This window comes from Streptomyces sp. NPDC015171, assembly GCF_043079545.1.
In the GTDB taxonomy this organism is placed as follows: Bacteria; Actinomycetota; Actinomycetes; order Streptomycetales; family Streptomycetaceae; genus Streptomyces.
This window is the reverse complement of record NZ_JBIBUO010000012.1, coordinates 278,022-292,035: the sequence shown is the minus strand read 5'-3', so window position 1 is coordinate 292,035 and position 14,014 is coordinate 278,022. Positions and strand designations below refer to the sequence as shown.

Sequence of the window (14,014 nt, the reverse complement as noted above, 5' to 3'; positions counted from 1 at the left end):
GAAGGCACCCCCGATGACCGAGAACTCGACCGGCGGGGCCCGGGTGCCCGGCGGCCAGTGGTACGACGGCGAGGCCGGCCCCCTTGTCCGTCCCTACGCCATGACGGGCGGCCGCACCCAGCCGGGGCCCACCGGCGTGCGCTTCGACCTGATCGCGCTCGTCACCCTCGACCCGGCCGCACCGGCGCTCGACGACGGCACCGCGCTCGGCCCCGAGCACCGGACGCTGATCGGCCTGTGCCGCACGGAGACACAGTCCGTCGCCGAACTCGCCGCCGACGCGGACCTTCCGGTCGGCGTGATCAGGGTGCTCCTCGGGGACCTCCTGGAACTCGGCTGCGTGACCGTCAGCCGCCCGGTGCCCCCGGCACACCTGCCCGACGAACGGGTTCTCCGCGAGGTCATCGACGGATTGCGAGCGCTGTAGATGAACCTCCCCCGCCCGCCGCGCACTGCGCCGCGTCCGTCCCCGTACGCCGTGCCGCGCCGATGTCCGCGCTCCCTGCCGCTGCTGCATCCACACGTCCCGCCGCGCCGAAGTCCGTGCGCCGCACCGCTTCCGGTCGGTCCGTCCAGTCCAGGCGCATTGCGCCACCGGTCGGGCACAGGCCGGTCATATCAGGGCCACTTCGGTCCGACCGTCCCGACGGCCGCCCCCGTTGTCGTGATGCCGGCTTCACCCCCGGAGCACGCGGACGCCGGCCGTGGCCGGCCTTCCCGAGAGAAGTGATCATGGTCTCCGAGCACTCCGACACCGCGGACGACACCTCCGCCCTGGCGCTGAAGATACTGGTCGCCGGCGGCTTCGGCGTCGGCAAGACGACCCTGGTCGGGGCCGTCAGCGAGATCCGGCCGCTGCGCACCGAGGAACTGCTCAGCGAAGCCGGCCAACTGGTGGACGACACCGGCGGCGTGGACCAGAAGGTCACCACGACGGTGGCCATGGACTTCGGTCGCATCACGATCCGCTCCGGCCTTTCGCTCTACCTTTTCGGTACGCCGGGCCAGGACCGCTTCTGGTTCCTCTGGGACGAACTGGCCCAGGGAGCCCTGGGCGCCGTGGTCCTCGCGGACACCCGGCGGCTGGAGGACTGCTTCCCCGCCGTCGACTACTTCGAGCACCGGCGCATCCCGTTCGTGGTCGCCGTCAACTGCTTCGCGGGAGCCCGCGCCTACGGGGCCCACGACGTCTCCCGGGCGCTCGACCTCGACCGTGGCACACCCGTGGTGCTGTGCGACGCGCGCGACCGCGACTCGGGCAAGGAGGTGCTGATCAGGCTGGTCGAGTACGCCGGGCGGATGCACACCGCCCGGCTCCTTGACTCGGTCGGCTGAGCGCGCCGCTCAGGCCGCGACATCCCGCAGGGCCAGTACTTTGTCGATGGACACGCGGACGAGGAGTTCACCCGGTACGCCGTTGCGGGCCCCGTACTCCTCGGCGCGGTCCTCGCCCATGTACCGGGCGGCGATCCGGGTGGCCCAGAGCCGCATCTCGTCCAGATCCTCCGACAGCTGGGCGTGGCCGTTCAGCACGACGAAGTGGAACGGTGGACGGTCGTCGTCCACACACAGGGCAACCCGCCCGTCGCGGGCCAGATTGCGCCCCTTCACCGTGTCCTTGCCGGTGTTGAAGACCACCTCGTCCCCGTCCAGAAGAAACCAGATCGGAGCCACATGCGGGCTCCCGTCGGCGCGAACGGTGGACAGCTTGCCGGTGCGGGTGCCGTTCGAGATGAACGCCCGCCATTCCTCATCGGTCATCTTCTCTGCCATGAGCCCATCCTGCTTGCCCGGGCGCCGGTCGTGGGGAAGGCTGGCGGGAGTTCCTCCAGCCAGGGGGAGACATCACACGGGGAGACGGACATGGCGCAGAACCAGGGTCTCGGCTGGCTCCTGGACGATCTGACCGAACGGGTGGACCACGTACGCCACGCACTGGTCCTGTCGAACGACGGACTGGTCACCGCGGCGAGCACCGGCTTGCGCCGCGAGGACGCCGAGCACCTGGCGGCCGTGGCATCAGGGCTGCACAGCCTCGCCAAGGGCTCGGGACGGCACTTCGGCGCGGGCAGAGTGCGTCAGACGATGATCGAGTACGACGACGCGGTGCTGTTCGTGACGGCGGCCGGCACGGGCAGTTGTCTGTGCGTGCTCAGCGGGGCGGAGGCCGACATCGGCCAGATCGCATATGAGATGACCCTGCTCGTCAACCGGGTCGGCGAGCACCTCGGCGTCGACCCAAGGCAGCCCGAGCGGACTCGCATAGCAGACGCCTGACCTGCGCTTTTGCCACCTCTCGAGAGTTATCCACAGGCCGGCCGCGAAGTGCGACGAAGCGGCTACGGTGGGTTCACGGCGCACGCACTGGGCGTGAGCCACGAACTCCACGGGGGAGTACGACCATGTCGGCAATCACGTTCGACCCATCCCGCTCAGGCGCCCGCACACCGAGCCGTGCCGCTCGTGAACTGGGTCTCAAACGAGGCGAGTTCGACCTCGCCGTGCAGCTCGGCCGCATCCGGACCGTGCCCGACGAGGGCGGGGGAGGGGGCCGCCGAGTGGAACATGCGGAGATCGAACGCCTCCGCGCGCAGGACGGTTTCCCCGACTCCCTTCGTGATCGCGTGCGGGTCGTGGGTACGGCGGAGGGTGCCGCCCTCATGGAGATCCCGGCCGGCCGGTTCACCCGACTCGCCCGCCTGGGCCTGCTCGTGCCCGTCGCCTTCTATCTGAACCGGTACCGAGCCGTGGTCTGGCTCTACCTGGCGGAAGAATTGCGCCAGTTCGTGACGGCCGCGGAGAACGCCCATCTGCTCAAGGGGCGTACACCGGAAACCCTGCGGGGCCAGCTGGCCGCGGGAGTGGATCTACGGGCACGCAACTGGCGCGGGCGCCATCTGGGATTCCTGCTGCGGCAGGCCGAGGACCCGTGGGCCCGCGCCGGTGCGGTGGCCGCCTTCCTGGCGCCCGTCGAGATCGCCGACGTCGTCAGGGATCCCTACGAGCGCGCTTATCTGAACCGGTTCAGGCCCGCGCCGCCGGGGCACGGCGTTCCGGGGTCGCCCTCCGCGCACCTGGCCGAGCGGATCATGACGGCACAGGACCCGGACGAGATCGGCTGGCTGCGCAGCGACCTGGACCGCTCGATCGCGGAGGCCCGCGGCCTCGCACCCGCCCCACGCCCGGCCGCCCGCCGCGTGCCGCCGGCCGCCCGTACGGCGGCACGGCCGATCCCGCCGATGGCCCGGACGGTCACCCGGCCCATGGGCGAGCGGCGGGGGTTCCCGGAGCGGACCGTACAGTCGGCGGACTCGGCAGCACCGTCGCCGGGACCGGCGACATGGGCGCCGGAGCAGGCGGCACCGCACTCGGGGCCGGTCGACCGGCACGTCGACCCGGTGGCGAGGCCTCGGGTGTCGTGCGCACGGCCGCCGGAGGCGCAGGTTCGGTCGGCGGTGCCGTCCGTCGCCAGGAGCAATGACCCGGCGCAGGCCGGCCCGCAGCGCTCGTCCCGCGGTCTGCGGGCCTGGCTGCGGCGGAGAAGTCCACGGCCCGCGCGGGTCTGAACGCCCTGCTGCGGGCCGCTGTCCGCTGTCGCTGGTCCGTGGCCTGCGATCTTTCGCCCGTGGTGCTGGCCGAACAGCGCTATACAGCCCTGAACAGGCCCTCCTGGACGACCGAGACGAGCAGTCGTCCCTCCAGGTCGTAGATGCGGCCACGGGCCAGGCCGCGGCCGCCCGTGATGATCGGCGACTCCTGGTCGTACAGGAACCACTCGTCGGCGCGGAACGGCCGATGGAACCACATGGCGTGGTCCAGCGAGGCCATGTCGAAGCTCCGCGGACCCCACAGGGGCTCGACCGGGATGCGGACCGCGTCCAGGAGCGTCATGTCGCTGGCGTAGGTCAGCGCGCACGTGTGGACCAGCGGATCGTCACCGAGCGGGCCGACCGCGCGCATCCACACCGCGCTGCGCGGCTCGGCACCCTCTATCTCCTCGGCGTGCCAGCGCAGCCGGTCGACGTACCGGATGTCGAACGGCTGGCGGCGTGCCATTCGCTCCAACTGCTCCGGCAGCGCGCCCAGATGCTTGCGGATCTCCTCGGAGACCGTCGGAAGCGACTCGGGGTGCGGTACCTCGCGGGCCGGCGGCAGCTGGTGCTCGAACGGTCCTTCCTCAGGCTTGTGAAAGGAGGCGGTCAGATTGAAGATCGTACGGCCCTGCTGCACGGCCGTGACCCGGCGGGTCGTGAAGGAGAGTCCGTCGCGGACGCGCTCCACCTGGTACACGATCGGGACGCCGGGCCGGCCAGGGCGCAGGAAGTACGCGTGCAGCGAGTGCACCGGGCGCTCGCCGTCCGTGGTGCGGCCCGCGGCGACCAGTGCCTGGCCGGCCACCTGGCCGCCGAAGACGCGCTGCAAGGACTCCTGCGGGCTGCGGCCGCGGAATATGTTGACCTCGATCTGTTCCAGGTCGAGCAGGTCGACCAGTCTCTCGGCCGGGTTCGTCATCGGTGGGCTTCTCCTTGGCTTTCCACGGTCCGCGAGCGGCTCACAGCTGGCCGACATCGGTGACGCGGACGATCGCACGGCCCTCGGCGTCGGAGGCCGCCAGGTCGATCTCCGCGCTGATGCCCCAGTCGTGGTCGCCGTTCGGGTCGTCGAAGATCTGGCGGACGCGCCAGAGGCCGTTCTCCGGCTCCTCCTTGATGACGAGGAGCTTGGGGCCGCGGGCGTCGGGTCCGGTGCCGAGGTCGTCGTACTCGTCCCAGTACGCGTCCATCGCCTCGCCCCACGCGTCGGCGTCCCAGCCCGAGTCGGCGTCCATCTCGCCCAGCTCGTCGACCTGGTCAAGGGCGGCCAGCTCCACGCGGCGGAACATGGCGTTGCGGACCAGCACGCGGAAGGCGCGGGCGTTGGTGGTGACCGGCTTGACCTCGTCGGCCTTCTCCTGGGCCTGTTCGGCGGTCATCTCCGCCGGGTTGGCGAGCTGCTCCCACTCGTCCAGCAGGCTGGAGTCCACCTGGCGCACCATCTCGCCCAGCCACTCGATCAGGTCCTGCAGATCCTCGGACTTCAGGTCGTCCGGGATGGTGTGGTCCAGGGTCTTGTAGGCGCTGGCGAGGTACCGCAGCACGATGCCCTCGGTACGGGCCAGTTCGTAGAAGGAGACCAGCTCGGTGAAGGACATCGCCCGCTCGTACATGTCCCGGATCACCGACTTCGGCGACAGCGGGTGGTCGCCGACCCACGGGTGGCTCTTGCGGTAGGTGTCGTAGGCGTGGAAGAGCAGTTCCTCCAGCGGCTTCGGGTAGCTGATGTCCTGGAGGCGCTCCATGCGCTCCTCGTACTCGACCCCGTCGGCCTTCATCGCGGCGACGGCCTCGCCGCGCGCCTTGTTCTGCTGGGCGACGAGGATCTGCCGCGGGTCGTCCAGGGTGGACTCGACGACGGAGACCATGTCGAGCGCGTAGGACGGCGACTCGGGATCGAGGAGTTCGAACGAGGCAAGGGCGAACGTGGACAGCGGCTGGTTCAGCGCGAAGTCCTGCTGGAGGTCGACCGTGAGGCGGACGATGCGGCCCTCGGCGTCCGGCTCGGCGAGCTTCTCCACGATCCCGCCGTCCAGCAGCGAGCGGTAGATCGCGATCGCGCGGCGGATGTGCCGGAGCTGCTGCCTGCGCGGTTCGTGGTTGTCCTCCAGAAGGTGGCGCATCGCCTTGAACGCGTTGCCCGGGCGTGCGATCACCGACAGCAGCATCGTGTGCGTCACCCGGAAGCGCGAGGTCAGCGGCTCCGGATCCGAGTCGATCAGCTTCTGGAAGGTGTTCTCCGTCCAGCCGACAAAGCCCTCCGGCGCCTTCTTGCGCACCACCTTGCGCCGCTTCTTCGGATCGTCGCCCGCCTTCGCCAGCGCCTTCTCGTTCTCGACGACGTGCTCCGGCGCCTGTGCGACCACGAGCCCCGCGGTGTCGAAACCGGCCCGGCCGGCCCGGCCCGCGATCTGATGGAACTCACGGGCCCGCAGGGTGCGCACCCGGCTGCCGTCGTACTTGGTCAGCGCCGTGAACAGCACGGTGCGGATGGGCACGTTGACGCCCACGCCGAGGGTGTCCGTGCCGCAGATGACCTTCAGCAGACCGGCCTGGGCGAGCTTCTCCACCAGACGCCGGTACTTCGGCAGCATGCCGGCGTGGTGCACACCGATGCCGTGCCGTACGTAGCGGGAGAGGTTGCGGCCGAACTTGGTGGTGAAGCGGAAGTTGCCGATCAGCTCGGCGATCTGGTCCTTCTCCTCGCGCGTGCACATGTTGATGCTCATCAGCGCCTGCGCCCGCTCCACGGCCTGCGCCTGGGTGAAGTGCACGATGTACACCGGGGCCTGCTTGGTCTCCAGCAGCTCGGTGAGCGTCTCGGTGAGCGGGGTGAGCTTGTACTCGTAGGAGAGGGGGACCGGGCGCGTCGCCGAGCGGACCACCGAGGTGGGGCGGCCGGTACGGCGGGTGAGATCCTTCTCAAAGAAGGACACATCGCCCAAAGTGGCCGACATCAGGATGAACTGCGCCTGGGGCAGTTCCAGGATAGGGATCTGCCAGGCCCAGCCCCGGTCGCCCTCGGCGTAGAAGTGGAACTCGTCCATCACGACCTGGCCCACGTCCGCGTTCTTGCCGTCACGCAGCGCGATCGACGCCAGCACCTCGGCGGTGCAGCAGATCACGGGCGCGTCGGCGTTCACGGAGGCGTCGCCGGTGAGCATGCCGACGTTCTCGGTGCCGAAGAGCTTGCACAGCTCGAAGAACTTCTCCGACACCAGCGCCTTGATCGGCGCCGTGTAGAAGGTGACCTCGTCCCGGGCCAGCGCGGCGAAGTGCGCACCCGCCGCGATCATGCTCTTGCCGGAGCCGGTGGGCGTCGAGACGATCACGTTCGCCCCGGAGACCACCTCGATCAGCGCCTCCTCCTGGTGGGGATAGAGGGTGAGGCCGCGCTCCTGCGCCCACGACTCGAAGGCTTCGTAGAGGGCGTCGGGGTCGGCGGTCGGCGGCAGCTGATCGATGAGGGTCACGCCCCCATCTTGCCTGGCCTACCCCCCGAGCGGGGAATCGGCTGTGGGCACGAAGATCATGGCCGCTACGCTGTGTCGCCGACGCGTCGTCAGCGCGCCAGGTCAACTGGACAGCGGCACACGAGGAATGGGGCGGGAAGCGGCCATGATGGGACCAGCACACTCACTGTCGGGGGCCGCGGCCTGGCTGGGGGTCGGCGCCGCAGCCGCGGCGGCCGGGCACGCGATGCCCTGGCCGGTCCTCCTCGTAGGCGCCCTGATCTGCGCCGGGGCCGCACTCGCCCCGGACCTCGACCACAAGGCGGCCACCATCTCCCGGGCCTTCGGGCCGATCTCCCGCTGGTTCTGCGAGATCGTGGACAAGCTGTCGTACGCCGTCTACAAGGCGACCAGGAAGCAGGGCGACCCGCGCCGCTCCGGTGGGCACCGGACGCTGACGCACACCTGGGTGTGGGCGGTCCTGATCGGCGCCGGCTGCTCCGTGGCGGCGATCACGGGAGGCCGCTGGGCGGTGCTGGCGATCCTCTTCGTGCACATGGTGCTGGCGATCGAGGGCCTGCTGTGGCGGGCGGCGCGCGGCTCCAGCAGCGATGTCCTGGTCTGGCTGCTGGCGGCGACCAGTGCGTGGATCCTCGCCGGGGTGCTGGACAAGCCGGGCAACGGATCCGACTGGCTGTTCACCGCGCCCGGGCAGGAGTACCTGTGGTTGGGTTTGCCGGTCGTGCTGGGCGCGCTGGTCCACGACATCGGGGACGCGCTCACGGTGTCCGGCTGCCCGATCCTGTGGCCGATCCCGGTGGGCCGCAAGCGCTGGTATCCGCTGGGGCCGCCGAAGGCGATCCGGTTCCGGGCGGGCAGCTGGGTCGAGCTGAAGGTGCTGATGCCGGTGTTCATGCTGCTCGGCGGCGTGGGCTGCGCCGCGGCACTCAACGTGATCTGACGAAGCCCTCGGGCTCAGGTCGACTCGCCCGCGTCCGCCCCGCCGTAGCGGCGCTCGAAGCGGGCGACGCGGCCCTCGGTGTCGACCGTGCGGGCCTTGCCCGTGTAGAAGGGGTGGCTCTCCGAGGAGATCTCCACATCGACCACCGGGTAGCTCTGGCCGTCGTCCCACTCGATGGTCTGCTCGCTCTGTGCGGTGGACCGGGTCAGGAAGGCGTACCCGGCGGCGCGGTCACGGAAGACCACGGGGTGGTAGTCGGGGTGCTTGTCCTGCTGCATGGGGGCTCCTCGTGCGGGGCGGTCGGAACGGGCGCTGCCGAAGGGTCCGGTTCAGCCGGAGAGGGAGTCCTCGTCGACGATGTGCATGGCGGCCTCCTCGGCGGAGGCGCCGGCACCGTCGATGCCGACGTCGGTGGCGACGAGGGCGGCCTCCTCGTCCTCGTGCGCACCCTCGTCGGGTGCCACCAGCCGGCCGGAGCGGGAGCTGCCCACCTCGTTGTCCAGCAGCTCTCCGTCCGTGCCGTCGCAGTCGCCGATGCCGTCGCCATCGGGCATGGCGAGGTCCGGCGTCTCCTCGGCGAGCCGCTGGTCGAGTGTTTCGCCCGCCTGGCGTTCAGCCGCCGTCACGCCGGTGTGCTCGACCGCCCACGGTCGCTCGGGAGGGGACCAGCCGCGGTCGAGCGGGTCGGCGACGCCGTCGAGGTCAAGAGTGTCCTCGACGTCGAGAACTCCCGAATCCTCCCGGATCTCCGAGGAATCGGGCTGGTAGACGTCGTCCCCCCAGCCGTCGGCGCTGTCCACGACTACCTCCAGGTGGTGAGGACGGCCGGGTGCCGCCCCAGCGGACGGCGGGCCGTCGGCACGCACGGCACACGGGACACACGCCGTGAACCGCGTGGTTCCCGGGCACGCCCCGAGCCGGTGCCGCTTTCCAGCCTTCCACCCCTGCTCGGCACCGCGCAACGGCACGAGTCCAGGCGGGGCCGCACGCGGGCGGTCAGCGGCCGGACAGGACCCGCCGGGCCCTGGCACAGCGCGGGCCGACGGCTGCGCGGCCCGGTGTCCGGGGACACGGCAGCCGGGATGCGATCCGTGCCCGTCAGGGGACTTTCCGTGACCGAAGTGGCCGGACTGGCCGAAGCGGCCGAAGTGACCGGAGTGGCCGGTGTGGCCCATGTGACCGGAGTGGCCAGGTCGCCTGGAGCGGCCGGAGTGGCCAGGTCGGCTGTAGCAGCCGGTGTGGCCAGGTCGGCTGTAGCAGCCGGGGTGGCCGGGGCTCCGGCGCCCGCCGGGCGTGCCGGCACCGGAGCCATCGGCGGTCCCTCACCCGTGCCAGGACCGCCACAGCGCCGCGTACGCCCCCTCCGCCGCGACCAGCTCGTCGTGGCTGCCCAGCTCGCTGATGAGGCCGTTCTCCACGACCGCGATCACATCGGCGTCATGGGCGGTGTGCAGCCGGTGAGCGATGGCGACGACGGTGCGGCCGTCGAGCACCCGCGCCAGGGAGCGTTCCAGATGGCGGGCGGCACGCGGGTCGAGCAGCGACGTCGCCTCGTCCAGGACCAGAGTGTGCGGGTCGGCGAGGACCAGCCGGGCCAGCGCGATCTGCTGTGCCTGCGCCGGGGTCAGCGCAAGGCCGCCGGACCCCACCTCGCTGTCCAGGCCCTCGTCCAGCGCCCGCGCCCACCCGTCCGCGTCGACCGCGCCCAGGGCCGCCCACAGCTCGGCGTCCGTGGCGCCGGTGCGTGCCAGCAGCAGGTTGTCCCGCAGGGAGCCCACGAAGACGTGGTGCTCCTGGTTGACCAGGGCGACGTGCGAGCGGACATGCTCCGCGGGCATCCGGGACAGCTCCGCGCCGCCCAGGGTGATCCGGCCGTCCCGGGGTGCGTAGATCCCGGCGAGCAGCCGGCCCAGGGTGGACTTGCCCGCTCCGGAGGGGCCGACCAGGGCGAGCCGGGTGCCCGGCGCGACCTCCAGGGAGACCTTGCGCAGCACGTCGACACCCTCGCGGTAGCCGAAGTGCACCCGGTCGGCGTGCACGGCGCGGCCGTCGGGGGCCAGCGTGGCGTCCCCGGCGTCCGGCTCGATGTCCCGCACACCGACAAGACGGGCCAGCGACACCTGGGCGACCTGCACCTCGTCGTACCAGCGCAGGATCAGGTTCACCGGGTCGACGAGCATCTGCGCGATGAGCGCGCCGGTGGTCAGCTGCCCCACTCCGATCCAGCCGTGCAGGACGAACACGCCGCCGGCCATCAGGACCGAGCCGAGCACGAGGAGGTGGACAGTGTTGATGACGGGGAAGAGCACGGAGCGGAGCCACAGCGTGTAGCGCTCCCATCCGGTCCACTCCTTGATCCGCTGCTCCGACAGGGCCACCCGGCGATCGCCGAGGCGGTGGGCCTCGATGGTGCGGCCCGCGTCCACGGTCTCGGCGAGCGCGGCGGCGACGGCGGCGTACCCGGCGGCCTCGGAGCGGTAGGCGGACGGCGCCCGCTTGAAGTACCAGCGGCACCCGATCACCAGGACCGGCACGGCGAGCAGTACGGCGGCGGCCAGCGGCGGGGCCGTCACGACCAGCCCGCCGAGCAGCAGAAGCGCCCACACGGCACCGATGGCCAGCTGCGGCACGGCCTCGCGCATGGCGTTGGCCAGCCGGTCGATGTCGGTGGTGATCCGGGAGAGCAGATCGCCGGTGCCCGCCCGCTCCAGTACGCCAGGCGGCAGCCCGACGGACCGGACGAGGAAGTCCTCGCGCAGGTCGGCCAGCATCCGCTCGCCGAGCATCGCGCCCCGCAGTTGCACCTGCCGGACGAACACGGCCTGCACGGCCAGCGCGCACAGGAACAGTCCGGCGGTGAGCCCGAGACGCAGGTCCTGGCCGGGCTCGTCCGTCACCCGCTCCACCAGGCCGCCGACCAGGTACGGGCCCACCATGGAGGCGATCACGGCCACCGTGTTGACGGTGACGAGCAACAGGAAGGCCCGGCGGTGCCGTCGGAACAGCTCGCCGACGTAGGCGCGCACGGTCGCCGCGCCGCCTACGGGCAGGGTGGTGGCGGTCGTCGGGGCCGCCGGGTCGTACGCCGGTGGCGCAACGCCGATCATGCGCTCTCCTCGATCTCTTCCAGCTCCTGGAGGGCGTCCAGCAGCACGCCTTCGTCTGCCGCGGCCCGTTCCTCGTCGGTCTCCCGGGTCACCACGGCCCGGTACCGCGGTTCTCCGTTGACCAGTTCGCGGTGTCCGCCGACCGCCACGACCGCGCCCTCGTGCACCAGGACGACCTGGTCCGCGTGGTCGAGCAGCAGCGGCGAGGAGGTGAACACCACCGTCGTCCGCCCCGACCGCAGCCGGCTCAACCCGTCCGCGATCCGGGCCTCGGTGTGCGAGTCGACCGCGGAGGTCGGCTCGTCGAGCACCAGCACCTCCGGGTCGGTGATCAGCGACCTGGCCAGGGCGAGCCGCTGGCGCTGGCCGCCGGACAGGGAGCGTCCGCGCTCGGTGATGCGGGCGTCCATCGGATCGGCCGCGTCCAGCGAACCCTGCACGAGCGCGTCCAGTACGTCTCCGCACTGTGCCGCCGCCAGTGCGTCCGCGGCCCGCACGGCACCGGAAGCGGGCACGTCGAGCAGCTCGCGCAGGGTGCCGGAGACCAATACCGGGTCCTTGTCCTGGACGAGGACGGCCGTGCGGGCGCTGTCGAGGGGGAGTTCGTCCAGAGGCACTCCGCCGAGCAGCACCGAGGGGCCCGGCTCCGCCGGGTGGCCGCCGAGCCGTTCGGCGAGTGCGCCCGCCGCGTCCGGGTCACCGCACACCACGGCCGTGAACCGGCCGGCCGGAGCTCGCAGACCCGTCGCGGGGTCGTACAGATCGCCGTTCGGGGTCGCGGCCTCGCGGGTGCCGTCGGTGTCCGTGGGCCGTTCCAGCGAGAGAACCCGCGCGGCGCGTCTGGCCGAGGGGCGGGAGAAGGAGTACGCCATGGCGATCTCCTGGAAGTGCCGCAGCGGGTAGTTGAGGACCATCACCGCGCTGTAGACGGTGACGAGTTCGCCGATCGTGATCCGGCCCTGGCGGGTCAGCTCGATGCCGTGCCAGACGACCGCGATGAGCAGCAGTCCCGGCAGCAGCACCTGGACGGCGGAGATCAACGACCACATCCGGGCGCTGCGCACGGCGGCGTGCCGTACCTCCTGCGAGGCGCGGCGGTAGCGGTCGAGGAACAGCTCCTCACCGCCGATGCCGCGCAGCACCCGCAGCCCGGCGACGGTGTCCGAGGCCAGTTCGGTGGCCCGGCCCGCCTTCTCGCGCTGGACGTCGGCGCGGCGCGTGGCCGGGGGCAGCAGCGGCAGCACCGCGAGCGCCACGACGGGCAGGCCCACGGCGACGACCACGCCGAGCGCGGGCTGGTACACGAGCAGACCGACGCCGACGACGACCACCGTCAGCGCGGCGGCGGTGAAACGGGAGACGGCCTCGACGAACCAGCCGATCTTCTCCACGTCACCGGTGGAGACGGCCACCACCTCACCGGCGGCCACCCGCCGGGTCAGGGCGGAGCCCAGCTGGGCGGCCTTGCGCGCCAGCAACTGCTGGACGCGGGCGGCGGCGGTGATCCAGTTGGTGATGGCGGTGCGGTGCAGGAAGGTGTCGCCGACCGCGATGCCGGTTCCGCAGACCAGCATCAGACCGCCCGCGAAGGCCAGCCGGGTGCCGTCGCGGTCGACCGCCGCCTGCACGGCGATACCGACATTGAACGGCAGGGCGGAGACGGAGACGAAGTGGAGCAGGCCCCAGGCGAGCGACTTCAGCTGCCCGCCCAGCTGGTTGCGCCAGAGCCACCACAGGAATCGGGGACCCGAACGTGCGTCGGGCACGCCCGGATCGGGATACGGAAGGTCTTGAATCTGCATGACGTCCCAGTGGCTCGTGTCAGGGAGAGGGGAGGAGCGGCATGCCGTGGTGTGCGGCACTGAGCCGTGAAAGGTTCGCGTCGCGGAGTGGCGAATTTCAAACAGTTTTTCTCGGCGGCGGGGGGATTCGCCGACTTCCGGCCATGACCGTTGCCGTTGCCGTGGCACCCGATCGTCAAGCGCCGGGCGGTCGTGTCACGCGGCATGGTGAATGTCCGGAAGGCCGCATGATCATCCGGTTCCCGATGGCACCCTGGGCCGGTGCAGATCGACAGCGCGCGCCTGACGGCCGTCGTGACGGCCGCCGGTGCCCTCCTCGCGACGCTCTCCGCATGCGGCCCCGCCCTCTCCGGCCCCGCCCCCGGCCCGGCCCACGGAGCACCGCGCGCACCCGGCCAGGCCGGGCGGGCCCCCGCCACGCCACCGACCGCAACGGCCGATCGGACCCGTATCCCGGGCATCGGCGACCGGCTCCACCGGCGGATCCCCGCCGACTCCCGCCAGGTCGTGGCCGTGTACGGCGAGGGCCGGGACTCGGCCGACTCCCGGGTCGTCCTGTACACCCGGCAGGGCCCGTACTGGCGCCCGGTGGGCAACTGGCGCTCCCACAACGGGCGCGACGGCTGGACGACGGACCACCACGAGGGCGACGAGCGCTCTCCGGTCGGCGTGTTCACCCTCACCGACGCGGGCGGAGTGCTCGCCGACCCGGGCACCAGGCTGCCGTACGACCGGGCCGAGCACGCCTACGCGCCCCCGGCCGGATGGGACGAGGCGCACCAGCACGACTTCGACTACGTCATCGCCATCGACTACAACCGGCGCAAGGGCAGTCCGCCGCGCGATGCCACCCGCCCCTGGGGCCAGGACAAGGGCGGCGGCATCTGGTTGCACATGGACCACGGCAGCGGAACCTCGGCCTGCGTCAGCCTCTCCAAGCAGGGCATGGCGTTCCTGCTGCGCACACTCGACCCGGCCCGCGATCCGGTGGTGGTGATGGGAGACGCGGCGACGCTGACGGCCTAGCGGCGACGTCGGGCCGCGTCTCGTTCCTCCTGTCCACGCTGGTCGGCGCCTTCCCGGAGCCCGCTGTCACGCC

12 protein-coding genes and 1 pseudogene are annotated in these 14,014 nt (G+C 71.6%); 6 read left to right on the top strand and 7 right to left on the bottom strand.

The features are described 5' to 3' along the window. Positions 1-13 precede the first annotated feature (13 nt). The gene (locus ACF073_RS29735) at positions 14-427 is read left to right on the top strand and encodes a DUF742 domain-containing protein (RefSeq protein ID WP_392074483.1); all 414 of its coding nucleotides are present in this window, start codon (positions 14-16) and stop codon (positions 425-427) included. Positions 428-732: 305 nt separating this feature from the next. Further along, on the top strand, positions 733-1,335 hold the full coding sequence (locus tag ACF073_RS29730; RefSeq protein WP_392074482.1) for an ATP/GTP-binding protein: 603 nt from the start codon (positions 733-735) through the stop codon (positions 1,333-1,335). A 9-nt stretch (positions 1,336-1,344) separates the two neighbouring features. Here ACF073_RS29730 and ACF073_RS29725 read toward each other — a convergent pair whose 3' ends face one another. After that, on the bottom strand, positions 1,345-1,773 hold the full coding sequence (locus ACF073_RS29725; RefSeq protein ID WP_392074481.1) for a PPOX class F420-dependent oxidoreductase: 429 nt from the start codon (positions 1,771-1,773) through the stop codon (positions 1,345-1,347). 90 nt (positions 1,774-1,863) lie between these two features. On the opposite strand from ACF073_RS29725, the gene ACF073_RS29720 reads away from it, so the two are divergent. Both ACF073_RS29720 and ACF073_RS29715 read left to right on the top strand, forming a co-directional pair. Then, positions 1,864-2,277, top strand: coding sequence for a roadblock/LC7 domain-containing protein (locus ACF073_RS29720; RefSeq protein ID WP_392074480.1), 414 nt, complete (start codon positions 1,864-1,866; stop codon positions 2,275-2,277). 125 nt (positions 2,278-2,402) lie between these two features. Further along, positions 2,403-3,239: pseudogene (locus ACF073_RS29715) on the top strand (DUF6397 family protein); the annotation flags it as partial. 406 nt (positions 3,240-3,645) lie between these two features. On the opposite strand, the gene ACF073_RS29710 reads toward ACF073_RS29715, so the two are convergent. Together ACF073_RS29710 and ACF073_RS29705 are read right to left on the bottom strand one after the other, a co-directional pair. Next, positions 3,646-4,512: an acyl-CoA thioesterase gene (locus tag ACF073_RS29710; RefSeq protein WP_392074479.1), complete on the bottom strand. Its 867-nt coding sequence runs from the start codon at positions 4,510-4,512 to the stop codon at positions 3,646-3,648. 40 nt (positions 4,513-4,552) lie between these two features. After that, entirely contained in the window at positions 4,553-7,066 is a 2,514-nt protein-coding gene (locus ACF073_RS29705) for a DUF3516 domain-containing protein (protein ID WP_392074478.1), read from the bottom strand. Positions 7,067-7,211: 145 nt separating this feature from the next. On the opposite strand from ACF073_RS29705, the gene ACF073_RS29700 reads away from it, so the two are divergent. Beyond that, positions 7,212-8,006, top strand: a complete 795-nt coding sequence (locus ACF073_RS29700) for a metal-dependent hydrolase (RefSeq protein ID WP_392074477.1) — start codon at positions 7,212-7,214, stop codon at positions 8,004-8,006. Positions 8,007-8,020: 14 nt separating this feature from the next. Here ACF073_RS29700 and ACF073_RS29695 read toward each other — a convergent pair whose 3' ends face one another. The 4 genes from ACF073_RS29695 to ACF073_RS29680 all read right to left on the bottom strand — a co-directional run bounded on the left by ACF073_RS29695 (position 8,021) and on the right by ACF073_RS29680 (position 12,915). Beyond that, positions 8,021-8,284: a type B 50S ribosomal protein L31 gene (locus ACF073_RS29695; protein WP_392074476.1), complete on the bottom strand. Its 264-nt coding sequence runs from the start codon at positions 8,282-8,284 to the stop codon at positions 8,021-8,023. Between the two features lie 51 nt (positions 8,285-8,335). Next, positions 8,336-8,806 carry a DUF5709 domain-containing protein gene (locus ACF073_RS29690; RefSeq protein ID WP_392074475.1) on the bottom strand — a complete coding sequence of 157 codons (471 nt, stop codon included), beginning with the start codon at positions 8,804-8,806 and terminating at the stop codon, positions 8,336-8,338. Between the two features lie 522 nt (positions 8,807-9,328). Next, positions 9,329-11,113, bottom strand: coding sequence for an ABC transporter ATP-binding protein (locus ACF073_RS29685; protein ID WP_392074474.1), 1,785 nt, complete (start codon positions 11,111-11,113; stop codon positions 9,329-9,331). Next, the gene (locus ACF073_RS29680) at positions 11,110-12,915 is read right to left on the bottom strand and encodes an ABC transporter transmembrane domain-containing protein (RefSeq protein ID WP_392074473.1); all 1,806 of its coding nucleotides are present in this window, start codon (positions 12,913-12,915) and stop codon (positions 11,110-11,112) included. Before ACF073_RS29680 ends, ACF073_RS29685 begins: the two co-directional genes overlap by 4 nt. A gap of 261 nt (positions 12,916-13,176) precedes the next feature. Here ACF073_RS29680 and ACF073_RS29675 point away from each other — a divergent pair, with 261 nt between their 5' ends. Further along, entirely contained in the window at positions 13,177-13,941 is a 765-nt protein-coding gene (locus ACF073_RS29675) for a L,D-transpeptidase family protein (protein WP_392074472.1), read from the top strand. Positions 13,942-14,014 lie beyond the last annotated feature (73 nt).

What these genes read in the sequence shown, in the direction of transcription:
- ACF073_RS29725 (WP_392074481.1), bottom strand. Translation starts at nt 1,773, where the DNA reads ATGGCAGAGAAGATGACCGATGAGGAATGGCGGGCGTTCATCTCGAAC.
- ACF073_RS29685 (WP_392074474.1), bottom strand. Translation starts at nt 11,113, where the DNA reads ATGATCGGCGTTGCGCCACCGGCGTACGACCCGGCGGCCCCGACGACC.
- ACF073_RS29735 (WP_392074483.1), top strand. Translation starts at nt 14, where the DNA reads ATGACCGAGAACTCGACCGGCGGGGCCCGGGTGCCCGGCGGCCAGTGG.
- ACF073_RS29710 (WP_392074479.1), bottom strand. Translation starts at nt 4,512, where the DNA reads ATGACGAACCCGGCCGAGAGACTGGTCGACCTGCTCGACCTGGAACAG.
- ACF073_RS29700 (WP_392074477.1), top strand. Translation starts at nt 7,212, where the DNA reads ATGATGGGACCAGCACACTCACTGTCGGGGGCCGCGGCCTGGCTGGGG.
- ACF073_RS29720 (WP_392074480.1), top strand. Translation starts at nt 1,864, where the DNA reads ATGGCGCAGAACCAGGGTCTCGGCTGGCTCCTGGACGATCTGACCGAA.
- ACF073_RS29680 (WP_392074473.1), bottom strand. Translation starts at nt 12,915, where the DNA reads ATGCAGATTCAAGACCTTCCGTATCCCGATCCGGGCGTGCCCGACGCA.
- ACF073_RS29695 (WP_392074476.1), bottom strand. Translation starts at nt 8,284, where the DNA reads ATGCAGCAGGACAAGCACCCCGACTACCACCCCGTGGTCTTCCGTGAC.
- ACF073_RS29730 (WP_392074482.1), top strand. Translation starts at nt 733, where the DNA reads ATGGTCTCCGAGCACTCCGACACCGCGGACGACACCTCCGCCCTGGCG.